This window comes from Bacterioplanes sanyensis, from assembly GCF_002237535.1.
GTDB lineage: Bacteria > Pseudomonadota > Gammaproteobacteria > Pseudomonadales > Oceanobacteraceae > Bacterioplanes > Bacterioplanes sanyensis_A.
Genome location: NZ_CP022530.1, coordinates 4098719 through 4124593, shown reverse-complemented (window position 1 = coordinate 4124593; position 25875 = coordinate 4098719). Strand labels below are relative to the sequence as shown.

Here is a 25875-nt window from a genome sequence, read left to right as displayed (position 1 = left end):
GTAGATGATGATGTTTCGTGCAATCGCTGTTTGTGTGTTGTGTCTGGTCACTGGGTTAGCACAGGCTGAACGCATCAAGGACATTACTTCCATCGCTGGTGTGCGCAGCAACCAACTGATCGGTTATGGTTTGGTGGTGGGTTTGGATGGCACGGGTGATAAAGCGCCGTTTACTACGCAAACATTTACCAACATGATGAATCAGTTTGGCATCACACTGCCTGCGGGTGTGGATCCGAAACTCAAGAATGTGGCTGCGGTGTCGGTCATGGCAGAGTTGCCGCCGTTTGCCAAACCAGGGCAGCGCATTGATGTCACGGTGTCGTCGCTCGGCAATGCTAAAAGTTTGCGCGGTGGGGCGTTGTTATTTACCGCTTTAAAAGGAGCGGATAATCAAGTGTATGCCGTGGCGCAAGGCAATCTGGTGGTTGGCGGCTTTGGCGCAGAAGGCAACGATGGCTCTCGTATTACGGTGAATGTTCCGAGTGTGGGACGGATTCCCAATGGCGCTTCGGTGGAGCGGACCGCGCCGAGTAACTTTTCGCGTGGCGACAGCTTGATATTTAACCTAGACCGACCAGACTTCACCACAGCCCGCTCTATGGTTGAGCGCATCAATGATTTGCTCGGGCCCGGCACTGCCGAGGCTTTGGATGCAACCTCTATTCGGGTGAGTGCGCCGCGAGACACCAGCCAGCGTGTGGCGTATTTGTCGGTCATTGAAAACCTGGAAATCGAAACCGGTAAAGAGCGTGCCAAGGTCATTATTAATTCACGCACCGGTACCATTGTTATGGGGCAAAATGTGATGATTGAGCCTGTAGCGGTCACGCACGGGAACTTAACCGTCACCATTACGGAAGACTTTGAGGTGGCGCAACCCAACCCGCTGGCGGATGGTGAAACCGTGGTGGTGCCACAAACCAATATTCAAATTGATGACGGCGGTGACAGTCGCATGTTTAAGTTTGGCCCCGGTATTTCGCTGGACAGCATCGTCAAGGCAGTGAATGAAGTCGGTGCAGCCCCCGGTGACTTAATGGCCATTCTGGAAGCGATGAAGCAGGCCGGGGCATTAAAAGCGGAGTTAATTGTAATATGACACAGGATCTGTTTGAGCAGGTAAAATTGCTGTCCTTGGAGGTCCAATCTCTGATTCGACAAGGCGTTAAAGAAGGTGTTTCCGAGCGTATTGATCAGCGCAACGAGCTTCTACGTGAATGGTTTGCGCAAGTGAATGAGTTGATTGGGCTGACCAACGAACAGCAGCAGTTTTTAGAGCAACTGTTGCAGCAAGAACAACACTTGTTAGACGAGTTAGAACAGCAGCAAAAATCGCTGTCTGGTCATGAGCGCGGTAAGAAAAAACTGTCGGCGTATCAAACCATTTCACGCAATCAATAAGCTTCTTTCCTTTGTATCCATAAAGCGCTCTATGCTGCTGCCGATCTGGGCCATTCCAACTGATCAACCACGGCTATTATCAATCTGTAGGCCGGCGCCAGCAGTGCGCTGCGGTGCAGGTTTTCCGACGGCTAGCTCCAGTCATAAAGCTTCGCTGTTTTCTTCCTCAATGGTAAACGAGTCAGTTAAAACAAGTTGGCAAATTAATTGCTTCTTTCGTATCAGAGGTGATTATTATGATTCAGGCCAGCTCATCGGCAGGACAGGTTTACACAGACTTAAATGCGTTGCAGGGCATCCGCACACTCGGTAAGCAGGATAAGAGTGCCGCGTTGATGGAAGTGGCGAAGCAGTTTGAATCCATGTTCGTCAATATGATGCTGTCGTCCATGCGCCAAGCCAACAGTGCTTTTAGTGAAGATTCACTGCTGAGCTCGCCGCAATCAGATTTTTACCAGAATATGTACGATCAGCAGCTGGGCCTGAGTCTATCCACTGGGCGTGGCCTAGGGCTGGCTGATGTTATTCATCGCCAGTTGTTGGATAACTATGGCAATGAGCAAACGGCGGTTGAACTAGATCACAGCAAATTGGCGGATCGTCGCTTGGCTCAATCTGCCATTCGCTGGCAGCAAGCCGTTGACCAGGTTGAAGCCGTGCTGGCACAAGAGCCGAGTGAGGCGGCGGTCGTCGAGGGCTCTAAGGGGCAACAGTTTGCCACTCCGCAAGCCTTTGTTGCCGCACTTTACCCACAAGCTCGAGAAGTGGCTGAGCAACTGGGGGTGGATGCCAAAGCCATTGTGGCGCAAGCGGCGCTGGAAACTGGCTGGGGCAAACACATGATTCGCTCCGACGACGGCCGCAATAGCTACAACTTTTTTGGCATTAAAGCCGATTCGCGCTGGTCTGGTGATTCCGTGGAAGTGACCACACACGAATACCGTGACGGCGTGGCGGTGAAAGAAAAAGCCCGCTTCCGCTCGTACGACTCCATGCAAGCGGGTTTGCAAGACTACGCTCTGTTTCTTCAAAACCATACGCGCTATCAGGACGCCATTCATCAAGGTTTGGATGGCTCGCAATATGGTCATGCGTTGCAGCGTGCTGGCTATGCCACCGATCCTGCCTATGGCCAGAAAATCGAGCGCATTTCTTCGGGTGATTTGTTGCAGCAAGCCGTGCAGGCGCTGGAGGTAAACGATGGCTGAATTGCTGAATATCGGTATTTCTGGCTTAAAAGCGCAGCAAGCGGCACTGTCTGTCACCGGCCATAACATTACCAATGCCGGCACCGAAGGCTACAGCCGCCAGCAGGTCAGTTTTAATGAAAATAATCCGCAGTTTAAAGCGGGCAACTGGATTGGCTCTGGCGTTAATGTGAACTCGGTGCGCCGAGTGTACGATCAGTTTTTAACTGAACAGCTCAGGAGAGACACCTCCACCTTTAATGAATTTGACACTCTGGCAACCAACGCTGAGCAAATCGATAGCTTGTTGGCCGACCCTGGCACCGGTATTCAACCTGGCTTAGAGCGCATGTTTGGCGCGTTACAATCCACCGTGGATGATCCGTCTTCGTTGCCAGCACGTGAAGTTCTGATCAGTGAAGCGAACGGATTGGCAGACCGTTTCTCATCCATCAATGACCGTTTGGTGGAGCAAAACGAAGTTATTAACGGCCAAATGGAAGTGATCGCCGGGCAAGTGAGCACCATCGCTGAGTCCATTGCTGAGTTGAATGAGCAGATACAGTTCGCCACAGCCTCGGCGCAGGGGACTGAACCCAGCGATCTATTAGACCAACGCGATCAATTGCTCAAAGAGCTGTCTGAGCTGGTGGAAGTGAACGTCTCTGAGCAGGATGACTCAGTCATCAATGTGTTTATCGGCAATGGTCAGGCGTTGGTGATCGGCAATGACTTTAACGAGTTATACACCGACCAGGGTGCGCAAGACCCTGGCCGCAGTGATCTGTATTTTCGCAAAGGCGATACCATTCAGAATATTACCGATCAGCTTCAGGGTGGCCAGTTGGGCGGTATACTCGACTTTCGTGAGCAAGTGCTGGACCCAACCATTAACGGGCTCGGGCGTATTGCATTGGTCATCAGTCAAACCTTTAACGAGCAGCATCAAAAAGGCATCGACTATAACGGCCTAAAAGGCGAGCGCTTTTTCGAAGATATTAATGCCCCGGCCAAAACCTATCAGCGCATTCTGGGGGATCGCAACAATGCCGATCCAGATGATCGGCTGATTTCAATTCACATCACCGACGCCGGAGCGCTGTCCACCAGCGATTATCGTTTGGAGTTTCCAGGCCCCGATGATTTTACGTATCGAGTGATTCGTGAATCTGATGGAGAGGTATTAGAAACCTCTGCATTGTCGGGAGAATTTCCGGATTCGATCGAAATCGATGGTTTTGAAATTCGCTTTGAAGGCGGCAGCTTTCAGCAAGGGGATGACTTTCTGATTCAGCCAACGCGCAATGAGTCGGCCAACGTGGAGGTCAACATCACCCGAGCTGAGCAAGTGGCACTGGCATCGCCCATCAGTACCGATGCGGCCATCGGCAATAATGGCAGCGGCATTATTACCCAAGGTGAGGTCTACGATGTTGATACACCGTATTTGTCGCAAGAAGGCGAGCTTAACCCACCCATTCTGATTCGTTTTACTTCGCCTAACCGCTACGATGTGTTAGACAACAGCGACCCTGGCAATCCAATCCCGCTGTTTCCACCATTGATGAATCAAGTGTATACGCCGGGCATTAGCAACAGTATTTTACCCATTGATGAAGGTAAGACTGCGTTTACTAGCTTCGGTGGTTATTTGCCCGCAGCGCCCACCTATCAGGCGCCGCCACCGGCCGCGACGGTTAATGCTGGTAACGGTTTTTTCCCAGAGCGTATTGGCATCAGCTTTACCAATCCTGAATCCGGTCAAAGTTTTAGCCAACCGATTTTAACCACGCCCTACCAGGCTTCGGCGCGAGAGATTGCAGCATCGCTGTCGCAGCGTGAAGGCGTCGAAGCCGTGGCTCGCACAACGGTGGAGTTGACCGACTTTACCTCAGACCCTAATCCTTTCTTGAATTTAGGCGTTAGCCTCAACGGCATCGAGCTGACGGATTCTCTCGGGCCCAATCAAAATAAATACGACCCAGGTTATCCCGAGCAAGTACCGGATCCAATAACTCCGGACTTCTTGGCCGACAGAATTAACGCCAGTCGCGATATGCAAGACCTGGGTATTGTTGCTCGCAGTGATGGTGTAACTCTGACGGTGATCGCTTTAAATGGCGACGACCTCAGTTTTGATGTGACAGGTGACCCTGGTGATGGTTTTTCAATCAGCAATGGGCAGGATATTCAGCTGCGTGAAACCGGTGCGGCACCGGCCACCGAGCTGAATGAGTTTTCTGGGTTTGATTTCACTAATGGTGGGCCGTACACCTACGAATTTGATGTGCCTGGACAGGGTGTTTTCAATATTGAAATGACGGGCAATTATACTTCTGGAAATGACCTGCTGGCCGGTTTTCGAACGGAGCTAGAGCGAGCGGGTTTCAGTTTCTCTGGTAACCTCGATGTTGCGATCAATGAGCGTGGCGAAGTCAGTTTTCAACCACGGCTGCCGGTTAACGGCACCGGCCCCAATGGATCGAATAAAATTGCCATGGGCGGACAGGTCAAAGTCGTGGTGGACCCTAACTACAGCCTGGATATTGCCCCACCTGGAAATAATTTATTCCCGGAGCAGCCTGTTGGTGAAGACGTACATTTTGGCTATCAAGTAGAAATCAGTGGCTTAGCGGCCGCTGGCGATGAATTCAGCGTTAACTTTAATCAAGATGGAACGTCGGACAGTCGTAACGGCATTTCATTGGCTGCGTTGCAAAGCGAAGATACCGTGGCCGGAAATACCAGTTATTCAGAATCTTACGCACGCTTGGTGGAGACCCTTGGTTCGGTGACCAGTCGTGCGCAAATCAATCGTGATTCCAGCGAAGTATTATTGCGCAATTCACAGAATGCGGTATCGAGCACATCCGGCGTTAACCTAGATGAAGAAGCCGCGGCCCTGATTCAGTATGAACTGGCTTATAACGCCTCGGCCCAGGTGATTCAGGTGGCGCGACAAATTTTCGATACCTTGATTGGAACCTTCCGCTGATATTGGAGCCTTGGTGATGAGAATTTCGACCATTCAGACGTTTAACAATGGCCTCAATCAGATTATGGATAATCAGTCTGCGGTGAATAAAACCCAGCAGCAGGTCTCTACCGGTAGAAAAGTACTAACGCCTGCCGACGATCCGATTTCGGCCACTAAAATTTTGCAGCTGCAACAGGACTTAGCGCAGCGCGATCAATACGATCGTAACATCACCGCCGCTGAAAACCGTTTAAAACTGGAAGATGCCACGCTGCAGTCTGTCACCGATCAGCTTACCAGGCTACAGGAGTTGACCGTGAAGGCCGGTGGCGGCGCCCTGACTTTGGAAGATCGTCAGTACATAGCCGCAGAAGTGTCGCAACTGCAAAACAGTTTGGTGGATTTATTTAACACACGCGACCCCAACGGCGAGCATATTTTTGCGGGTTTCAAAGGGGGGACTGCACCGTTTCAGCAAAATGCTACTGGCCGATACGAATATCAAGGCGATGAAGGGCAGCGTTTTCTTGCAATTGGCGCATCGACCACCGTGGCCACTGGCGACAGTGGTAAAAGCTTATTCGTTGATGTGGCGGCGGCCAAAAATACCTTTACCACCCGCAGCAATGTGCTGAATGAGGGCTCGCTGCAAATCAACGCCGGTTTTGTCGTGGATGAATCCATTTACGGTGACTTCTACCCTGACGACATCATCGTGACCTTTAATCCAGAAGATGCCATTTCTCCGCCGGGGCCAAACTACACGGTGCGCCGAGCTTCCGATAACCGCGTACTCGAGGGGCAGATTCAAGAGCCCTATAACGAAGGCGTGGAGATTGTGGTGCAAGGCGTGAGTTTTAAACTGTCGGGGGACCCTGAGTCCGGCGATCAGGTCTTAATCGAGTCGTCACCGAAACAGAGCATCACCGACACCATCTATCGCTTGGTCGAAGGGCTGAATACCTTGGGCGATAACCCCACCGATTCGGCCACCTTGGACATATTGATCGAAGACACCTTGAACAACTTGTCCAACGCGCAGACATCAATTTCCTCTGTTCGCAGTGAGGTTGGTGCTCGGCTAAATACGGTGGAAAACACCAAAAACCTGTCGGCGGATGTGCGTATCGTCAGTCGTGAAGTGCTGTCTAAACTGTCAGACGTTGATTTTGCCGAAGCCGTCAGCCGTCTGTCGCAACAAAGCTTCCTGCTGGAAGCGGCGCAACAGAGCTATACCACCATCACTCGTCTTTCTTTGTTTAACCAGCTCTAACTTTGTTTAACCAGCTGTAACGCGCGCTGAAGCCATATTTGGTGGTGTCTTTGGTACTGCTGCGCGCCGTGTGTGCAAGGGCTTGAGCGTGCTGCTATCTTGCGTGCTTCACTGGCTACGATTGTCCTATCGTGTCCGAGTGTGGCCCAACTGAGGCCTGCTAAAAAGTCCGATACCTTGCTGGCAAAAAAATTCTAAAGCTTTCTCCTAGGTGGCCGCTAACCCAAATGACACAGTCAGGCGGAGCGCTGCCACAACCATTCGCGATGGTGGTAGCTCCCTTAGAAGGTTAAGGAGACTTACCATGCCTCAAATTATTAATACCAACATCGCGTCCATTAACGCCCAGCGTAACTTGGACAAATCTCAGTCTGCCAACCAGCAGGCGCTGCAACGCCTGTCGTCTGGTCTTCGCATTAACAGCGCCAAAGACGACGCTGCGGGTCTGGCAATTTCCACGCGTTTCACCTCTCAGATCAAAGGTCTGAACGTGGCCGTTCGAAACGCCGGTGACGGTATCGCACTGGCACAAACCGCCGAAGGTGCGTTGGGCTCGATCAACGAAAACCTTCAGCGTGTCCGCGAACTGGCCGTGCAATCCGCAAACGCAACCAACTCCGACGTTGACCGTGAGGCACTGCAAGCTGAGGTTGATCAGCTGGTCGCTGAGATCTCACGTACCGCAGAAGAGACCGACTTTAACGGCCGTAAACTGCTGGACGGTTCTTTCTCTGCAACGTTCCAGATTGGTGCGAACGCAGGTCAAACCGTTGACGTATCCATCGCCGAGCTGACCGCCAACAAGTTGGGTGCATCCTCTGCATCTGGTATCAGTGCTCTGGGTACCGACAGCGCTTTGGAAAACGGCGACCTGATCATTAACGGTGTGTCTATTGCCGCTTCTCGCTCTGAAGACGACACCGCGTCGACCTCTGGCAACGACGCCTCGGCCATCTCTAAAGCTGCAGCCATTAACCGCTACAGTGCGCAAACCGGTGTGACAGCTCAGGTGAATGAGAACGTCGCAGCGGGTAGTGAAATGTCAGGCATTGCTGGCAGCGGTACCTTCAGCATCAATGGCGTTAGCATTGAGTTCTCGACCACCACGGACGCTGGACAAACCCGTGCCTCGATCACTCAGGCAATTAACTCTGTTGCCGACCAAACTGGTGTTTCTGCCGTTGATACCGGTTCTGCTGCAACCGGTGTGAACTTGGTGGCTGCCGATGGTCGCAACATTCAACTGTCGTTTGATACCGCAGACCTGACCGGCATCACTGCCGCTAACTTTGCTGCCGCAACTGGCTTGGCCGGTGGCGCTACCGATATCGATGGCGCAGGCGCTGGCACTGTGTACAGCAACACCTACGAGGGTGGTTACACCCTGATTGCTGACGGCGATGTCAAAAAGATTGATATTTCAGGTGGTAACGGCACCGGCCGTGGCGACTTGGCAAACTCTGGTTTGACCGCAGGTAGCTATCAGTCAGGCATTGCCACCTCGGTGTCAGAAAAACAATCCATTAATCAGTCGGTGCAAGGCATCGGCGACGGTGCCTCTGCAGGCACATTGTCTAACCAAGTGGCCAATGCAGCTGGCAGCCGTGTACAAACCCTGACAGGTGGTAATGGTAACGAAACCATCTTTAACCGTTTCGATACCACAGCCAACGTTGCCAACCTGCAGGCGGGCGTCGCTACCGTTGCTAACGTGAATGTGGGTGGAACCGTCAGCACGGTAGGTATTGCAGCCACTGATACAGTCGCAGCCATTGCTAATAACATTGATGGCGTCACGGGTGTCAGTGCGTACGAAGAGATCAGTTTCAATATCTCTGACTACGCCACCTTGGATGACTCTACCGCGGCGACCTTTCAGTTGGGCGGCAAAACCATCTCGCTGGGTGCAGACAACCTCAATGGTACCGCTACCACGGCAGAGCGGTTGGAGGCTCTGGCGCTGGCATTAAATGATCAGGTCGGTTACACCGCTGGTATTTCGGTGACGGCTGAGTTGAACGATGCCAAAGATTCACTGTCGGTGCGCATTGAAAACCGTACCGCCACCTCAGTGACGTTGGCGACTGACGCTGCGACCACCACTCTGACCACAGATATGGCGACCGCACAAACCGGCGCCGCCGCTACCTTCGACAACACTGCAGCGACCTTGTCGGGTACCGTGGCGTTCGAGTCCGATGCGGTCGGTACTGAAGTCGCCGTCTCTCTGGCGACCTCTGCCGACATCAGTGGTGCTAACGCCGAGCGTCTGGTGACCGGTGGTGCCACCGGTGGTGTGGGTGCTACCTTCACTTCGTTTGGTAATCAGGCCCTGTCGGCCACTGGTGCCAATGATGTATCTGTCACCGTAGGTGATGCTACACCGCAGAACATTACCCTCGCGGCTGGCTCGACGGTGGCTGACTTGGCTGGCCAAGTAGATGCCATCGACGGTGTCGCGGCTTACGAAGAGATCGCGCTGACCATCAACAAGTCCACCCTCAATACCGGTGATAGCCTGCGTATTGGTGGTGTGAATGTGGCGGTGTCGGCTCAAGGCCCGGTGTCGGGCAGTCTGAGCATTTCTGCTACGGATCAAGCGGCATTCGGCAATGCCTTTGGTGCTGACTTAAGTGGTGGTGCACTGACGTTTAGCATTGACGTAGATGGCACAACACAAAACTTCACCATCGATAATGATTTATCGACCAGTACCGGTGACCTGGATGCCTTTGTGGCAGCGTTGAACGCTGATAACACAGCAACATCGTTGGGTGCTTTTGGTCTTTCGGCAGCGAATGTGGACGGTAACCTGGTGATCTCCAGCAATATTGCTGGAGCGGGCAAAACCGTGACTAACTTCGAGATCACCAATGCCGGTGCCTCGACAGCAACGGTCGATCCCAATGGTGTCACCAGCACTAATGTAGCGGGTGCTGACGGTGATCTGGCTGGTTTGGTCGATGACATCAACGGCACCGACTTCTCGTCTGCCAATATCGATGTATCGGCATCTTTGAGCTCGGATGGTACCTCCATCTCATTGACGGTGAACAACTACAGCGGCAGCGAGCTGACCATGTCGGCCATCACGTCTGGCAGTTCGTCTCGCGGTATTCAAGTCGGTACTGACTTGATCAATGAAGCGGTTGATAAGCAGCTGTCAGGTACGCTGAAGTTTGCCGGCACTGGCGACGAAGCGGTGACCGTATCCATGGCGGACGCTGCCGTAGGCGGTGAGTTCTACACTGGCAACTCAGACAACGCCACATTCACTGGTGTGAATGGCCTGACCGACGGTGACTTGGTCATCAACGGCGTAACCATTAGTGCTGCAGCTGTGACCGATGACACCGCCAGTGCGGTGACCTCGTCAGACGGCGGTAAGATACTGTCCAGCTCCAAGTCGCTGTCAGCGATTGCGGTCGCCTCTGCGATCAACAAGGTATCTGATGAAACGGGCGTAACGGCAACGGTAAACGAAACCGTAGTAACCGGTGGCGATGGTACCAACATCGATACCACTAAGTTCGCTATCGGTGACTCTGCTGCCATCTACATCAATGGCGTCAGCGTCGGCTCAGTGACCTTGCAAGCCGATGGTTCTGGTCAGATTGATACCGGTCGGGCCCGTGCCGATGCTCTGAACCTGATCAACCAAAGCTCTGGTAAGACCGGGGTGGTGGCAGAAGACAACGGTGTCTCTTTGACCATGACCGCGGCGGACGGACGCAACGTGTCGATCGCCATCGATGACCGCTCGGGTTCGGATGCTTCCATCGGCGCGCTGTTCGGCCTGGATGCAACCACGCAGGGCAATGGTATCGGTGAGTCTAGCTTTACCGCCATGTCGGGCGATGTTGGCCCAGAGGTGACGGCAGAAAGTATGACCTACGAAACCACCTACGGTACGGTGCAGTTGTCTTCTGCTCGCCAGTTCTCGCTGGAGGGCGGTGCCAACGGTAACGACGAGTTGGCTGCTCTGGGTCTGAAGACTGGTACCTACGGCGGTGGTGAAGACGGTCAGTTCCTCACGGACATCGACATCTCCACCTTCGAAGGCGCGCAAGCGGCAATCACGGCAGTGGACAATGCCATTGCTCAGGTGGCCAGCCAACGTGCTGACTTGGGTGCGATCCAGAACCGTTTGGAAAGCACCGTGAGCAACTTGCAGGTGACGTCTGAAAACCTGAATGCTGCGAACTCGCGGATTCAAGACGCTGACTTCGCCGCTGAGACGGCAGAGCTGTCGCGGACGCAGGTACTGCAGCAGGCTGGTATCTCGGTGCTGGCGCAGGCCAATGCGGCTGGTCAGCAGGTTCTGTCTCTCCTGGGATAACAGCAAGCGTAAGGGGGAGACAAATCTCCCCCGGGTTGCTTAACTGATAACCAGAGAGGTGATGTATGAGCGAGCTGACCCTGAATACATATGAAAAAGGCGCTGTACCACCTTCTGCGATACGTGACATAAAAGCTGTGGCGGCAAAGCCCAAGGTAATGGAAGCCTCACAGTCCGGCAACGGCTTGCCGCCCGATGACAAAGCGGAACCTTTAAACAAGGAACAAGTGCAGGAAGCGGTGTCACGAATTAACGAATACGTACAGCAAACGGAGCGAACACTGGACTTTCAATTGGATGAAGACAGTGGCAAGACCATTATACGGGTCTACGATACTCAGTCTTCAGAGCTAATCCGCCAGATACCCAGCGAGTTAGCACTGGAGCTGGCGCGAAAGTTGAATGATGAAGAGCCATCTTTATTGTTTAGCGCGCAAGTCTGAGGTTTGTAGCTTCGTATGGGTTGTGTAACCAACCCTTCAGTTAGCCCCATACCGGCCGTTAACGCCTGTATGGGGTTTTCTGCGTCTTGGGCGACTGATACTGGCGCTGCATTAGGGGGTGCACTATGGCATCAATACAATCGTTAGGTTTGGGTTCAGGCGTACTGACCACCGACCTGGTTGAGCAAATCGTCAATGCCGAGAAAGAAGCAACGTCGCTGCGTCTTGATCGTCGTGAAGAGTTGGTCGACGCTAAAATCACCGCCTACGGTGAAATTCAGTCGATGATGTCGACCCTGCAGGCCAGTGTGATTGCGCTGTCCAGCCCCAGCCTTGCCGGAGCGACCAAGGTTAGTTCTTCCAACGAGGCGATTTTGACTGCCACCTCGGGCATTACGGCAGATCCGGGCAGTTACAGTGTTGAAGTGACCAACACAGCCAAAGCCCACTCCCTCGCTTCATCTACGTTCTCCAGTTTTGATGAAATCATCGGCACCGGTGAACTGGTGTTTTCATTTGGTGAAATCACTTACGACGGCAGCGATAATTTTGTCAGCCAAACGGTTAATCCGGATCGAGCCTCTAAAACCATTACCATTGACGAGTCCAATCGCACCTTAAGTGGCGTTCGTGATGCCATCAATAATGCCAACATGGGGGTGACGGCCAGCATCATTAATGACGGCAGCGGTTATCGTTTATTGGTGACGTCACAACAGACCGGTAAAGAAAACGGCATTCGTATCCAGGCACAAGACAGTGATGGCAACCTGCTAAGCGGCGGTCTGGGTGCTTTGGCTTACAGTGAAAGTCAAAATGCCGGTACTAACATGTCGCTGACAGAAAAAGGTCAGGACGCGCAGTTGCAAGTGAACGGGCTGACCATTACCCGTAGCAGCAATACCATCGATGAAGTGATATCGGGCGTGACGCTCAATCTCACAGGTGCGGACGTGGGCAAACCGGTAACAGTGACGGTATCGCCAGATACCGAAATGCTGTCAGAAAATTTGCAGAACTTTGTGACTGCCTACAACGACCTGAAAAAGTTTGTCGATGACTTGTCTGGTTACGATGCCGATAAACAGCAAGCGGGTTTGTTGCTGGGTGATTCCACCATGCGCAATATCCAGGGACAAATTCGTTCTATGATCAGCCAGCCGATTGTCGGCTTGAGCGGCACTCAATATCGCTCTTTGACTGAGCTGGGCGTCAATACTGATCGTTTTAACGATTTTTTATTGGAATTTGATCAGGCCACCTTTAATAAAGCCGTGCGTGAAGAGCGTAGCTCGGTGGTGAGTATTCTGGCCAAAAGCGGCAGCACCACAGACAGTCAAATCACCTATGTAAACGACTCCATCAATACCAAACCCGGCGATTATGCGGTCAACATTACTCAACTGGCGACTCAAGCCAAATATACGTCTGGTAGTCTATCGACTTTGGATTTCTCCAGCCCGGTAATCATTGATGACAGCAATGATACCTTCAGCATCAATGTTAACGGCACCAATGCGGCGATTGAATTGACTAAGGGCAGCTACAGCAGTGGTGATGAACTGGCTGCGCAACTGGCATTGCAAATAAACTCCAATGATCGCTTGCGTCAGTCAGCGTCCAGCGTGACGGTGGAATACAATGCGACCAGTAACAATTTTAGTATTACCTCAAATAAATACGGCGCGTCTTCACAGGTGTATATCACCGCCACCGACGCCAATACGGCCAATACCCTAGGCTTTAGTTTACTGGGGCGCGGCACTTATCAGGGTGTTGAACTAACCACGCTGAATGCCGATGCGTTTAATGGCCGAGGTGCACAAACTCAAATTGGTAACAGCAGTGTGGCAGCCAGTAATGGTATTGATTTTTCCGCCAACAACGCCACCTTTTCACTGGCCGTGGATGGTAACCCGGCCGTTGCTGTAACAGTCAATGCCGATGCCAGTGGCCAGGATTTAAACGGTGATGGCACCTTCGGTGATCGTCAGGACACCTTGCAAGCCATTCAAACCGCCATCGATGCCACCTCACTAAATGGCCAGGTCGTTGCCAGTTTCGACAGCCAGGGTTTTTTGCAGTTTGAAACCGTCGCTGAAGGAACAGCGCGCAGCATCGAGATTACCGCCGTTGGTAACAGTGCGACCGATAACGTCTTGGGGTTGGATGCAACGCAAGGCGCTCAGACCAACGGCAAGGACCCTGGTCTGACCTTTGCCGACCCGGTGGAATTTAATGTCGATGTGGATGGCGTTGCTACCAGCGTTAAAGTGGCGCTGCCTGCGGCGACCTACGCAACGGGCAATGATCTGGCCACGGCATTGCAAACCGCGATTCAGACCAGCATGAATACTGACCCCAATTTCGCTGGCGTGGTGCGCGGCGCCGAAACGGCTACCGGCAGCCGCGACATCAGTACCAATATAGATTTCTCGACCACCAATGCTGGTTTTACGCTGAACGTCTCTGGGGTTGAGCGGGATATCCTGATCAATACCGACTCGGGCGACAATGTTGCAGATATTCAGGCAGCGCTGGATGCCGCTTACGGTGCGGGCGTAGTGACGGCGGCGATGGACGGCACCGGGCTGAAATTATCTACGGTGGCGACTGGCACTGACCAATACATCGAAGTCATGTCCGACGGTCGTGGTGCTTCCTCAAGCACGTTTGGCGATATATCAACCGGTATTGATTTCAGTGGTGTGGGGCAAAACGCCACCTTTACTCTGGCGGTGGATGGCGTAGACATTAATGTTGACGTTAACGGCAATGGCACCGTTGGTAGCGGTGATGCCAGCTCAAACCTGACTGTGATTCAACAGGCGCTGGACAGCGCATTAGCCGCTACTGGCCAGTTCGCCGCCGGTGATGTCGTCGCTAAGGTGAACGGATCGGGCAATCTGTATTTTGAAACCGTGGCCAAGCAGGGGGTAAAAACCGCGGCGACGTTTGGTGCAGGTGCCAGTTTGGAGGTGAAAAATCTGGGCGGTACCGCAGCGGCCAGCTTGGGTTTGAGCGCGGAAACAGTCAACAATGGCTTTGATGCACTGGGTATGGCGGCTGGCCGTTCGTTCGGTTACGACCTGAACGTTGATGTGGGTTACAACTATGATGCCACGTCGGATTTAGGGTCGCTGAATATTTCCATCGGTGGTCAGGGCACCACCATCGGCTTTACCGACTTAGATTCCGAGGCGATCGCCTTTCTTGGTTTGCAAGACGCCAGTGTGTATTCGCCGCCGATTCCGAAAGGCAAAGATGTCGCTGGTACCATTAACGGTGTGGAAGCAACCGGCTCTGGGCAGTTTTTGCGTGCGCAGGACGGCAATATCAAAGCCAAACCTGGGTATTACTTAGGCAATGCGGTGGATTTTTCTTCGCCACTGGTGATCGATGCCACCAATAACACCTTTAAGGTGAAGGTGGATGGTGTTGAGGCTGAAATCTCTTTGGTACAGCCGGCGGTTTACAATAATGGCGCCACCTTGGCGCAAGCTCTGGAAAAGGCCATCAATGACAATGCCACGTTAAAAGCCGAAGGGCTGTCGGTAAAGGTTGAATACACTGACGACCCGGCGTCGTTTGCCCATCAAAAGTTCGGCATTATCTCCAACTCCACCGGTAAAGATTCGAAAGTCGAAATCACTGAGGTTTCCAATGAAGCGGCGAATGCTTTTGGTTTTGTCAAAGGCATTGGTGATGGTGAGGTGGGTAAGGATCAGCAGGGCAATGTTGATGCAGCATCGGGCATTCGTTTAAAAGTGACGGGTGGTGCGCTTGGGGCACGGGGCAATGTCAGTTATGTCACTGGCTTTGCCGATCAGCTCAAAGACATTCTCGATGGTTTCTTGAATGGTGACGACAGTCTGTTGAGTGTGCGCCAGCAAGGGCTTGAGCAAGACAAAACTGACATCGCGACGGATCGCTCTGACCTCGATGCTCGGATATTGGCGATGGAAACCCGGCTGAAATCGCAGTTTCTCTATAACGACGCCATTATTCAAAAACTCAACACCACGCAAGACTTTGTTAAACAGCAGTTTGAGGTGTTGAACGCATCGAAAAACTGACACTGAGGTGAACATAGCCGCTTGTGAGTGAACAACAGGCATAAAAAAGGGGACTCTCGTCCCCTTTTTCGTATCTTGGTATTTCAGCTGGCGGCTGAGAATTCGCATTCCGGTAATTGCTGTACACGCTCGCGAATCACTTGCTTGGCCGCTTGGCCACAGCAACCACAATCGGTGGCCACGCCGAGGTTTTGACGCACTTGGGCATAACTATGGCCCTGGTCTACGGCATCGTGAATCTGTTGTTGCGTAACGGCTTTACACAGGCAAACGTACATGGCGCTCGGCTCTGAATGAAACGGATAATTGCATATTAGTGCTAATGCGAAAGATTTGCAATAACTTTGTTGTTTGCAGCCCAGACGCCAATGACTGCCCTAGTTGAGTGGTGATCGAGTGGCCGATTAACTAGGCCAGTATCAGCCGCTGAATGGGTACTGCTCGGCCGAGCATGGTGAGGATGGTTAAGCATTGCCGCACTGCCGTGTGCCTGCCAGTCGCATCACAGTGCGCTCTTAGGTAAAATGCCCGCCTTCTCTAGAATGTTTGGCTGTTGGCACGCATAAAGCCCGCTTACAGCCTTTATGACCATCGAAGGTGTGACCTTGGAAATCAATCCGATTGTTGAAACCATCAAAGACCTGCAGGCGCGCACCGACGTGCTGAGGGGGTATCTTTGACTACGCTACCAAACTTGAGCGTTTAGAAGAGGTTGAGCAGGAACTGGCTCAGCCGGATGTCTGGAATGAGCCTGAGCGGGCGCAGGAGTTAGGGCGTGAGCGTTCTTCTTTGGAGGCCGTGGTAAAGACCATTCAAAACCTCGACAGCGGCCTGGCTGACGCTCGTGATCTGCTTGATATGGCGGTAGAAGAAGACGATGAAGATTCAGTGGCCGATGTGCAAGCAGAGCTGGCATCGTTAACCGCTGAGCTGGAAACGTTGGAATTCCGCCGCATGTTCTCCGGTGAGCTTGACGAGAACAACGCTTACTTGGAGATTCAGGCGGGCTCTGGCGGCACCGAAGCGCAAGATTGGGCCAATATGATGCTGCGCATGTACTTGCGCTGGATTGAGAACCACGGCTTTAAAGGTGAGCTGATGGAAGTCTCGGAAGGCGAGGTTGCTGGCATTAAAGGCGCCACCATCCGTATTGAAGGCGAATACGCCTATGGCTGGCTGCGTACCGAAACGGGTGTGCATCGCTTGGTGCGTAAAAGCCCATTCGATTCAGGCAATCGCCGCCATACGTCCTTTGCCTCGGTGTTTGTATCCCCTGAGGTCGACGACAACATTGAGATTGAAATCAACCCAGCCGATCTGCGCATTGACGTTTATCGTGCGTCGGGTGCCGGTGGTCAGCACGTTAACCGGACTGAGTCGGCCGTGCGTATTACCCATATGCCAAGTGGCATTGTGACTCAATGTCAGAATGACCGCTCGCAGCATAAAAACAAAGACCAGGCGATGAAGCAGCTGAAAGCCAAGCTGTATGAGCTGGAATTGCAAAAGCGCAATGCCGAAGCGCAAGCGCTGGAAGATACCAAGTCGGATATTGGCTGGGGCAGCCAGATCCGTTCTTATGTGCTGGACGACGCCCGTATTAAAGATTTACGTACCGGCGTTGAAAATCGCAATACCCAGGCCGTTTTGGATGGGGATTTGGATCCCTTTATCGAAGCCAGCCTGAAAAAAGGCCTCTGAAAACGTACATCCGCGGTAAACCGCACTTAAAGGCATACTCATGACAGACACGAACCAAACCGAGCAGATTCAGGAACAGAACAAACTGATTGCTGAGCGCCGCAATAAACTGCAGCAGTTGCGCGACGGTTGCAGCGCCAATGGCCATCCGAACGACTTTCGCCGTGAGGACTTATCGTCCGCACTGAAGGACAAACATGGCGATAAGGATAAGGATACCTTGGCGGCTGAGGGTATTCGTGTCTCCGTCGCTGGACGGGTGATGCGCCGTGGTGGCCCGTTTGTTGGTATTCAAGACGCTGAGGGCGATATCCAGTTTTATATGGCTAAGCCTTTGCAAAAAGAAAGCGAAGCCTGGCAACTACTGGATATCGGCGACATCGTTGGTGGTACCGGCACCTTGCAGAAATCTGGCAAGGGTGAGCTGTATGTGGCAATCGAAGAGCTGGCGGATTTTCGTATTCTAACTAAGTCGCTGCGCCCGCTGCCGGATAAGTTCCATGGTCTGGCTGACCAAGAATTAAAGTATCGCCAGCGTTATGTCGACTTAATTATTAACGAAGACACGCGCCGGACCTTTATGGTGCGTTCTAAAATCATTGAAACCATGCGCTACTACTTGTCGCAGCGCGGTTTTATTGAAGCAGAAACGCCGATGCTGCAAACCATTCCTGGTGGCGCCAGCGCTAAGCCGTTTGAAACTCATCACAATGCGCTGGGCATCGATATGTTTTTGCGCATCGCGCCAGAATTGTATTTGAAGCGCTTGGTGGTGGGCGGTTTCGATAAGGTGTTCGAAATTAACCGTAATTTCCGTAACGAAGGTTTGAGCACTCGTCATAACCCAGAATTCACCATGATCGAATTCTATCAGGCGTATGCGACTTACCATGATCTGATGGACCTGACGGAAGATATGCTGCGTACCATTGCGCACACTGTGCTGGGCACCACGACGTTGCAATACGGTGAGTCTGAATACGACTTGAGCCAGCCATTCCAGCGTATGACCATGGTGGAAGCGGTATTAAAGTACAACCCTGAGTTTGATGCACAGGTATTTGCTGATCCAGAAAATCATATGGAGCAGCTGCAAGCCTATGCCAAGCAAGTCGGTGTGAAGCAAAGCGAGGCACAAAAAGCCTGGGGTGCTGGTAAGTACATTACCGAAATTTTCGAGGAAACCGCCGAGCACGAGCTCGATGAGCCGACCTTTATTACCGAATATCCGTGGGAAGTATCACCGCTGGCACGTCGCAATGATGCTAACCCCTTTGTGACCGACCGTTTTGAATTCTTTGTCGGTGGACGTGAGCTGGCCAATGGTTTCTCTGAGTTAAATGACGCAGAAGATCAGGCAGCGCGTTTCCGCAAGCAAGTGGAAGAAAAAGACGCCGGTGATGACGAAGCGATGCACTTCGACGAAGACTACGTGCGTGCACTTGAGTTTGGCTTGCCACCCACCGCTGGCCAGGGCATTGGTATTGACCGTTTGGTGATGCTGTTTACCAATACGCACACGATTAAGGACGTTATCTTGTTCCCGCATATGAAGCCAGAAGCGGAATAAGTCTGTCGGTTTGAAAATTAAGGTGGGCAATGCCCACCTTTTTTATAGGTTGAATATTTATGCAAATGACGAAAGCCGGGGCGTTGCATCCATCCTGGCAGCAGGTGCTGGGTGAAGAGCTGCAACAGCCCTATATGCAGCAGCTGCGTGATTTTCTGAAAATGGAAAAAACTGCCGGAAAAAATATCTTCCCGCCTGGGCCGCAAATATTTAATGCCTTTAATCATACCCCCTTTGATCAAGTACGAGTGGTGATTATTGGCCAGGATCCGTATCACGGTCCGGGTCAGGCCCATGGCCTGAGTTTTTCGGTACAGCCAGGTGTAGCATTGCCACCCTCGCTGAAAAATATCTTTAAAGAACTACAGCAAGATTTAGGCATTGCTTTGTCTGGCAGTGGTGATTTAACCCCTTGGGCAGATCAAGGCGTACTACTGCTCAATGCCACGCTGACGGTCGAACAGGCGAAAGCGGGTTCACATCAAGGCAAGGGTTGGGAGCGTTTTACCGACGCTGCCATTGCGGCATTAAACGCACAGCGTCAGGGGCTGGTATTTGTGCTATGGGGCAGCTATGCGCAGAAAAAAGGCGCGGTGATCGATACCAGTCGTCACTTGGTATTAAAGTCGGTACACCCATCGCCGTTGTCGGCCCATCGTGGATTTTTTGGCACTCGCCCTTTTAGTCGAATAAACGACTATTTGCAGCAGCAAGGCTTGGCTGCCATTAACTGGCAGGTGTAGCTATTTCACATGCCCGTTAATGTCGGTTGTAGCGGCTTGTGCAGGTAAAACTGATACATGCCGGCAAACAGCGCTGGGTTTTGCTGCTCCAGTTGCTGCCATTGGCTTAACGACAATTGCTGCGCTCGCAGACCAAAGGCCTGCTGAGCCAGTGGCTCACTGCGCGGTGGTGGTATTAAACCGACCCATTCGAGGTGTGCTTGCTCTGCCAGCTGCAGCAGCTGTGATAAGTCGAACACCAATTCCTGTTGGTGAAAGAGTAAGTCACGACAGGCGCTGAGGCTGTAAAAGTCCGGCGACTGCGTCAAATCCGCCCAATTGCCATCGAGCGCGCCTTGCAACAAGGCTTCACGTACCAGGCGAATGCCGTCGTTATTGTGTGGCAACTGTTGGCCCAATGTGTGGCGCAGTTGCGTCACGCTTTGGCGAGCAGTACGGCTGTACAGTGCGATCTTTATAAACCCACCTGGTAGCAGCTGCTGCGCCAGCGCCTGCAACCCCTTGGCGGGTTCTGCCATGTGATGCAATACGCCTGAGCATTCAATCAGATCAAACTGCTGACCTAAACGCTCGGCGGCCAGAATATCGCCCTGAACAAAGTGTATGTGGCGCTCGTCGTACAGCTCGGCTTGCTGTTTGGCGTAAGCCAAAGCGCTGTGACTGATGTCCAGCGCGGTGACATCCATTTGATAAAAATAATGTGCCAAGCGAATGGCGTGACGACCGGTACCACAGCCGGCAACCAGTGCAGTGATAGGGCCGCTGCGTTGGTTCAAACCATTGAACTGAGGAAAGTGCGCCTGCAGTGCAGCCCAGTAGTGGCTGGGTTGGTTGTAGCCAATATCGCGCCAGCGTGGATAAGGATGCTGGTCGTATTGAGCTTTTACTCGCTCGCTGGTGTCATCGTTAAGCATGCCGATCGACGGCAACTGATGCGCCAGCATTTGCAGCTGCTTCGGTTCGTCGATTTGCTGTTGCCAGTGGTTTTGCAGCCAAGTTGGCCAGTTGTACACCGGCCGCGTTTGAAGAGTCTCAAAATGCTGGAACTGCGTCGCAGGGCGATACATCCATTGCAGCAATAACACGGGGTACAGATCCTGGCCTTGCAGGCTGTCGCTGTTCAGCATGGTGCAACTCAGCTGATCCAGTTGCTGCAGCAAGGTGTGTTCGCTGTCGCTGATAAACCAGACGCCTTCATTGAGCAGTGTTTGATGTGCCAAAGCACTGACCATGGGCAACATGTTCTCAGCAATCGCCAGCGAGCGGCTGCTGCTGAACAGCAAGGTCTGACGCAAGGTGATAAATAAACGCTCAAACAGAGGGTCGGTAAAATAAAAGCGCTCTAGGCAACGTAGCAGCAGCGGATCTTGGGCCAGCTGATCGACTTCCAGCGGGCAGCCCGCTTCCGACAGTTTGAGTTTATGGCGCAGCAGAGAGGTGGCTAACGAGCGCAGTTGGCTGTAGTCGACCTGCTCAAAGTCGAGATAGCGCAGCAGGTCCTGCTCCAGCTCTTCGGCATAGAAATCCGCCACGATGTGCGAGGTGGCTTCAAAGAGCTGGCTGCGCAGGGTAGGGCTGGGCTGGCCGGTGCGGATCAGCTCACGAAATTGCTGAAACGCTTCAACATAAGCGCCGCGCAGCAGCTTTACGTGCGCCAGATAATGGGCAGCTTTGGTAGCTGAGCGTGAGATCCGTGCTGCTTTGGCAAAGTGGGCTTCTGCGGCGGCCAGATCATTACGCGCCAGATCAATATGGCCGGCGCTGTACAGCAAGCTGACGCTGTTGGGTTTCAGTGACAGACCTAACTCTGCCCAGTGCTGAGCTTGTGACAGACGGTGGCGGCGTAGCTCAATGCGGCACAGCAGGTTGATGCCGGGCAGATAGTCTGGCCGCGCGGCATGCGCCTGGCGCGCCAGATGCGCCGCTTCTTCCAATAATGCATTGTCGTTGCGCTGACTGGCATCGCTGTAGAGCTTGCTGGCTAGGTCATATAAGTGACGGTGCTGCTCTGGGGTGTGCAGCGAATCAATAAGCTGAAGGTTTGCCGTCGCCATAGTGCTGGGCCTCTGCCACTGTAAGATGTAATCGTACAGGTGGCCTAAGCATGCTCTGTGCCATTTTTTAACTTATTGATTTTAAAGGATTAATTTTCTCTTTTTGACACAGCTCGGCAACCCGGTTCCGCTGATTGCCGCTGCTTCGGCCGCGCTCATTGCCGCTACACTGTGTAGATGTGCCGCCGGGATAGGTCAGCTATTGCTGGCACCAAATGTTGGCATACGGGCGCAGAGGCGCGTCGGTTTCCGTGGCCATAAAGAAGGTACTTGCGGGATGGCTTGCTGTATCCGCTGGCATATTAGCATTTGGAATGGAGGCATTCAGGCGCGCAAGCAGGCCGATGAGAATGCGCGAAGCTGGCCTCTTGTTAAATAATGGCAGCAAGCTCTAAAGTCTTCTGTGTCGTCGCCGATAGACGTAATTGCAGCGACAACAATTTTAGGAGTAGGTGGTATGTATCAATCAGGTGCCCGTCAGTATCAAGTGAATGGCGCGTCAGAAGCGTTGGATGCCGATCCTCATCGTTTGATTCAATTGTTGATGGAAGCTGCGTTAACTCGTATGTCGCAGGCAAAAGGTGCCATCGAGCGTCAGGAAATGGACAACAAAGCCAACCTGTTAGGCCGGGTGATGGAAATCATTCAAACGTTGCAGGACAGCCTTGACCACTCACAAGGCGGAGACATCGCCGCCAACCTAGACCGACTCTACGATTACATGAACCGACGCTTGTTGCAGGCCACCAGTCACAACGATATTGATATGATCGACGAAGTGATGGGGCTTATGCTGGAAGTGAAACAGGGCTGGGATGGCATTCGAAAAGAATATTTGCAATCCGTCGGTTTAAGCCAAGCGCCAGAATCGGGTGAGGAGGTTCAGGGCCTCGGGCGTACACTATCGGTGTAACCCACCGCATCCAGCCATGTACCTGTCAGCATCGCCAGGAAACCGCAGTCATGCGGCTGTTTCGTGGTACTTTGCTTTAAAAATTTAAGCTATCTTTCTGAAAAATCATCAGTTTTTTTTCCTTCCTTTTCACCACTCTCGTGATGCTAGGCGCTTGTTTTGTCTACATAACTTCAGTAAAACTGACGCCAAATCAGCCGGAATGAGACAGAAAAATCTCACTGTCAGTTGTTTGACTTAATCGAGGCTGACTACTTAACTAAATAGACATAAGTCAAAACAATGACACTCCAAGATGGGTGTCACCGCTCAGCAAAGGCCAATAGTCATGTGGAGAGACATAAAAGTGCTGTTGATCGACGACGATGAACAGCGGCGACATGACCTGAAAGTAGTACTCGACTTTTTGGGTGAGGAAACGATTGTCGTATCAGCGGCGCAGTGGCGCTCCGCAGTGAATAAGGACATTGAGGACAGCAGCAAAGTAAACGCTGTGATCGTCGGAGCTTGTGATGATCCGGCGGCGCTGATTGGCGCCATTTTGGAGTGGGATAAAGGCATTCCGTTATTAGCCATCGACTCAGCGTTAACGGCTAATGGCCAGAGCGATGCTGTATTGTCCTCGGTGGTGGCCAGCATTGATATGCCGCCCAGTTACAGTCAGTTATTGGATAGTTTGCATCGTTGCCAAGTGTACCGCGAGCAATATAGCCACAGTCGCAGTCGCGGCGAGCGTCGTGAGGTACAACTGTTTCGCAGCTTGGTTGGCACCAGCCGCCAAATTCAGCATGTGCGTGAGCTAATCATGCAAGTGGCGGATAAGGACGTCAGTGTGATGATTCAAGGTGAATCAGGCACGGGCAAAGAAGTGGTGGCGCGCAATCTGCACTACCACTCTCACCGTCGTAGCCAGCCCTTTGTTCCCGTCAATTGCGGCGCCATTCCCGCAGAGCTGTTGGAAAGTGAGCTGTTCGGGCACGAAAAAGGCGCGTTTACTGGCGCCATCAGCAGCCGCCCGGGCCGTTTTGAAATGGCCGAAGGCGGTACTCTGTTTCTTGATGAAATTGGCGACATGCCATTGAATATGCAGGTAAAAATCCTGCGGGTATTGCAAGAACATACCTTTGAGCGAGTCGGCAGCAACAAGACCATCAAAGCCAATGTGCGCATCATCGCGGCAACACACAAAAACCTGGAAAAGATGATTGCCGACGGCACCTTCCGTGAAGACCTCTACTACCGCCTTAATGTTTTCCCCATCGAAATGCCTTCCCTACGTGAGCGCATCGAAGATTTGCCGCTGCTATTAAACGAACTCATTTCACGCATGGAAAATGAAAAGCGCGGCTCCATTCGTTTTAACTCCGCCGCCATTATGTCGCTGTGCCGACACGATTGGCATGGCAATGTCCGTGAGTTGGCAAACCTGGTGGAGCGCTTGGCGATTTTGCATCCCTACGGTGTGGTTGGGGTGAGCGAGCTGCCGAAGAAGTTCCGTCATCTGGACGAGGGGGACGAAGATCTGCCAGCACCCGTCGCCGATGTCACCAACAACGACGTTGGCCTGGCGGGCATCGATTCGCCAGCGTTATTGCCGGTAAATGGGTTGGATCTGCGTGAATATCTGCAGGACCTAGAATGCTCTCTGATTCAGCAGGCGTTGGACGATGCCAATGGCGTGGTGGCCAGAGCCGCAGAGAAGCTGAATATTCGCCGCACGACTTTGGTTGAAAAGATGCGCAAGTACAATTTGTCGCGCAAAGAAAAAGATCCGGCTTAGTTTTCTGCGAAGCCCAGTAAAAACACCGGCTCAGGCCGGTGTTTTTGTTTCTGACGCATAAATCTCATTTTGGTGATGTAAATACGGCACGCTCTTTGCTGAACCCTCTACTAATTGAATTTCTTTGCCAGAAAACCGGCATTTTGATGAGGTGATTATGGGTGATGCTGCAATTCGCCAACCAAATGACACTGCCACCCAAGCGCCCGCGCCATGGGATGCTAGCACGTCGCTGACACAGCCTGCGGATTTGAAGAAAGCCTTTCATCTGTTCACGGAGATGTCGCAACAATTGACAGATTCCTATGCTCAGCTCGAGCACCGGGTGGAGCAACTGAGTGGCGAGCTGGCCAGTGTGTCTGCCCAGCGCATGCAAGAGCTGGCTGAAAAAGAGCGTTTGGCCGATCGTTTAGAAAGCTTACTGCAATTAATGCCCGCCGGTGTTTTGCTGCTCGATGAAAACGGCTACGTCACCAAAGCCAACCCTGCAGCGGATGGCTTTTTATTGCGCGCTACCGGTGCTAAGACGCTGGTTGGTCAGCGCTGGCGTACTCTGATTCAGCAATGCTTCAGTCCCAAGGTCGACGATGGCCACGAGATATCCCTGGTCGATGGTCGTCGAGTGCAGCTGCAAACCGCAGCCATGGTCGGCGAGGGCGGTCAGCTGATCGTATTAACTGACATGACGCAAACCCGTGAGCTGCAGTCGCGTCTGAGTCAGCATCAGCGCTTGTCTTCCATGGGCAAAATGGTGGCTTCGCTGGCGCACCAAATACGTACGCCGCTGGCGGCTGCGACTTTATACGCCGGTCATCTGGCGGAGCCTGAGCTACACATGGATGCGCGCCAGCGGTTTGCTGCAAAACTGCAAGAGCGTTTACAGCATCTGGAAAGCCAAGTGCGTGACATGCTGATTTTTGCCCGCGGTGAAGCGCCGCTGAATGATGACATCAGCCTGCAGCAGTTATTGCAGGAGCTTCAAGCAGCGATGGAAATTCCGCTACGACAGCACCACGCCGAGCTGCAGGTGAGCATCGAACAGCCCCGTCATCGGCTGCGTTGTAACCGCGATGCGCTGGTCAGCTGCATTATGAACCTGATCAACAACGCCCTCGAAGCATGCCAGCATGCGTGTGTACTGCGTCTGTCACTGTCAGCCAGCCCGCGTGGCAGCGTGGATATTCGCATTCAAGACAATGGGCCTGGCATCGCCAGCGACATGTTATCGCGCATCAAAGATCCCTTTGTGACCACCAAAAGCAATGGCACTGGCCTCGGTTTGGCCGTGGTACAGGCGGTGGTCAGAGCACATCGTGGTGAATTTTTATTAACCAACAATCCGGCCGGGCCGGGAACGATCGCCCAAATTCTGCTGCCACCGTTAAATCACGGTGCTGCTGCAGAGGCTTAATGAG

Annotated in this window: 16 protein-coding genes; 14 read left to right on the top strand and 2 right to left on the bottom strand. The window is 52.7% G+C overall.

Features of this window, described 5'->3' with window-relative positions:
- Positions 1 to 10: 10 nt before the first annotated feature.
- The 8 genes from CHH28_RS18930 (at position 11) to fliD (ending at position 15699) form a co-directional block, all read left to right on the top strand.
- Positions 11 to 1102 carry a flagellar basal body P-ring protein FlgI gene (locus CHH28_RS18930; RefSeq protein WP_199243947.1) on the top strand — a complete coding sequence of 364 codons (1092 nt, stop codon included), beginning with the start codon at positions 11 to 13 and terminating at the stop codon, positions 1100 to 1102.
- Positions 1099 to 1404: a hypothetical protein gene (locus CHH28_RS18925; protein ID WP_094061777.1), complete on the top strand. Its 306-nt coding sequence runs from the start codon at positions 1099 to 1101 to the stop codon at positions 1402 to 1404. The genes CHH28_RS18930 and CHH28_RS18925 overlap by 4 nt, the downstream gene beginning before the upstream one ends.
- Positions 1405 to 1640: 236 nt before the next feature.
- Positions 1641 to 2612 carry a flagellar assembly peptidoglycan hydrolase FlgJ gene (gene flgJ / locus CHH28_RS18920; RefSeq protein ID WP_094061776.1) on the top strand — a complete coding sequence of 324 codons (972 nt, stop codon included), beginning with the start codon at positions 1641 to 1643 and terminating at the stop codon, positions 2610 to 2612.
- Positions 2605 to 5586, top strand: coding sequence for a flagellar hook-associated protein FlgK (gene flgK / locus CHH28_RS18915; protein ID WP_094061775.1), 2982 nt, complete (start codon positions 2605 to 2607; stop codon positions 5584 to 5586). The genes flgJ and flgK overlap by 8 nt, the downstream gene beginning before the upstream one ends.
- Positions 5587 to 5602: 16 nt before the next feature.
- The gene (gene flgL, locus CHH28_RS18910) at positions 5603 to 6841 is read left to right on the top strand and encodes a flagellar hook-associated protein FlgL (RefSeq protein WP_094061774.1); all 1239 of its coding nucleotides are present in this window, start codon (positions 5603 to 5605) and stop codon (positions 6839 to 6841) included.
- A 304-nt stretch (positions 6842 to 7145) separates the two neighbouring features.
- Positions 7146 to 11180, top strand: a complete 4035-nt coding sequence (locus CHH28_RS18905; RefSeq protein WP_094061773.1) for a flagellin — start codon at positions 7146 to 7148, stop codon at positions 11178 to 11180.
- Positions 11181 to 11245: 65 nt separating this feature from the next.
- A complete protein-coding gene (locus tag CHH28_RS18900) occupies positions 11246 to 11623 on the top strand; it encodes a flagellar protein FlaG (protein WP_233243665.1) in 378 nt (125 codons plus the stop codon).
- A 125-nt stretch (positions 11624 to 11748) separates the two neighbouring features.
- Entirely contained in the window at positions 11749 to 15699 is a 3951-nt protein-coding gene (fliD, locus tag CHH28_RS18895) for a flagellar filament capping protein FliD (protein ID WP_094061772.1), read from the top strand.
- A gap of 83 nt (positions 15700 to 15782) precedes the next feature.
- Here the strand turns inward: fliD and CHH28_RS18890 are convergent, their stop codons facing one another.
- Complete coding sequence (locus tag CHH28_RS18890) at positions 15783 to 15977, bottom strand: (2Fe-2S)-binding protein (protein WP_094061771.1); 195 nt, start codon at positions 15975 to 15977, stop codon at positions 15783 to 15785.
- Positions 15978 to 16283: 306 nt separating this feature from the next.
- Between CHH28_RS18890 and prfB the strand changes: the two genes are divergently transcribed.
- From prfB to ung, 3 genes are all read left to right on the top strand, one after another.
- Positions 16284 to 17400, top strand: a protein-coding gene (gene prfB / locus CHH28_RS18885) for a peptide chain release factor 2 (protein ID WP_157730007.1) whose coding sequence is annotated in 2 segments (ribosomal slippage) — positions 16284 to 16376 and positions 16378 to 17400 — 1116 coding nt in all. Because the reading frame shifts where the segments join, the coding sequence is not laid out codon by codon here.
- Positions 17401 to 17440: 40 nt separating this feature from the next.
- On the top strand, positions 17441 to 18970 hold the full coding sequence (gene lysS, locus CHH28_RS18880) for a lysine--tRNA ligase (protein ID WP_094061769.1): 1530 nt from the start codon (positions 17441 to 17443) through the stop codon (positions 18968 to 18970).
- Between the two features lie 59 nt (positions 18971 to 19029).
- Entirely contained in the window at positions 19030 to 19713 is a 684-nt protein-coding gene (gene ung / locus CHH28_RS18875; RefSeq protein WP_094061768.1) for a uracil-DNA glycosylase, read from the top strand.
- Positions 19714 to 19718: 5 nt separating this feature from the next.
- Here ung and CHH28_RS18870 read toward each other — a convergent pair whose 3' ends face one another.
- Positions 19719 to 21767 carry a class I SAM-dependent methyltransferase gene (locus CHH28_RS18870; protein ID WP_094061767.1) on the bottom strand — a complete coding sequence of 683 codons (2049 nt, stop codon included), beginning with the start codon at positions 21765 to 21767 and terminating at the stop codon, positions 19719 to 19721.
- A 457-nt stretch (positions 21768 to 22224) separates the two neighbouring features.
- On the opposite strand from CHH28_RS18870, the gene fliS reads away from it, so the two are divergent.
- The 3 genes from fliS (at position 22225) to CHH28_RS18850 (ending at position 25871) form a co-directional block, all read left to right on the top strand.
- On the top strand, positions 22225 to 22680 hold the full coding sequence (fliS, locus tag CHH28_RS18860; RefSeq protein WP_094061765.1) for a flagellar export chaperone FliS: 456 nt from the start codon (positions 22225 to 22227) through the stop codon (positions 22678 to 22680).
- 328 nt (positions 22681 to 23008) lie between these two features.
- The gene (locus CHH28_RS18855) at positions 23009 to 24460 is read left to right on the top strand and encodes a sigma-54 dependent transcriptional regulator (protein ID WP_094061764.1); all 1452 of its coding nucleotides are present in this window, start codon (positions 23009 to 23011) and stop codon (positions 24458 to 24460) included.
- A 157-nt stretch (positions 24461 to 24617) separates the two neighbouring features.
- On the top strand, positions 24618 to 25871 hold the full coding sequence (locus CHH28_RS18850; RefSeq protein ID WP_094062147.1) for a sensor histidine kinase: 1254 nt from the start codon (positions 24618 to 24620) through the stop codon (positions 25869 to 25871).
- Positions 25872 to 25875: the final 4 nt, after the last annotated feature.

Bases quoted from the DNA above. Each gene is read 5' to 3' on its own strand.
- CHH28_RS18930 (WP_199243947.1), top strand. From the start codon at position 11: ATGTTTCGTGCAATCGCTGTTTGTGTGTTGTGTCTGGTCACTGGGTTA.
- CHH28_RS18925 (WP_094061777.1), top strand. From the start codon at position 1,099: ATGACACAGGATCTGTTTGAGCAGGTAAAATTGCTGTCCTTGGAGGTC.
- flgJ (WP_094061776.1), top strand. From the start codon at position 1,641: ATGATTCAGGCCAGCTCATCGGCAGGACAGGTTTACACAGACTTAAAT.
- flgK (WP_094061775.1), top strand. From the start codon at position 2,605: ATGGCTGAATTGCTGAATATCGGTATTTCTGGCTTAAAAGCGCAGCAA.
- flgL (WP_094061774.1), top strand. From the start codon at position 5,603: ATGAGAATTTCGACCATTCAGACGTTTAACAATGGCCTCAATCAGATT.
- CHH28_RS18905 (WP_094061773.1), top strand. From the start codon at position 7,146: ATGCCTCAAATTATTAATACCAACATCGCGTCCATTAACGCCCAGCGT.
- CHH28_RS18900 (WP_233243665.1), top strand. From the start codon at position 11,246: ATGAGCGAGCTGACCCTGAATACATATGAAAAAGGCGCTGTACCACCT.
- fliD (WP_094061772.1), top strand. From the start codon at position 11,749: ATGGCATCAATACAATCGTTAGGTTTGGGTTCAGGCGTACTGACCACC.
- CHH28_RS18890 (WP_094061771.1), bottom strand. From the start codon at position 15,977: ATGTACGTTTGCCTGTGTAAAGCCGTTACGCAACAACAGATTCACGAT.
- lysS (WP_094061769.1), top strand. From the start codon at position 17,441: ATGACAGACACGAACCAAACCGAGCAGATTCAGGAACAGAACAAACTG.
- ung (WP_094061768.1), top strand. From the start codon at position 19,030: ATGCAAATGACGAAAGCCGGGGCGTTGCATCCATCCTGGCAGCAGGTG.
- CHH28_RS18870 (WP_094061767.1), bottom strand. From the start codon at position 21,767: ATGGCGACGGCAAACCTTCAGCTTATTGATTCGCTGCACACCCCAGAG.
- fliS (WP_094061765.1), top strand. From the start codon at position 22,225: ATGTATCAATCAGGTGCCCGTCAGTATCAAGTGAATGGCGCGTCAGAA.
- CHH28_RS18855 (WP_094061764.1), top strand. From the start codon at position 23,009: ATGTGGAGAGACATAAAAGTGCTGTTGATCGACGACGATGAACAGCGG.
- CHH28_RS18850 (WP_094062147.1), top strand. From the start codon at position 24,618: ATGGGTGATGCTGCAATTCGCCAACCAAATGACACTGCCACCCAAGCG.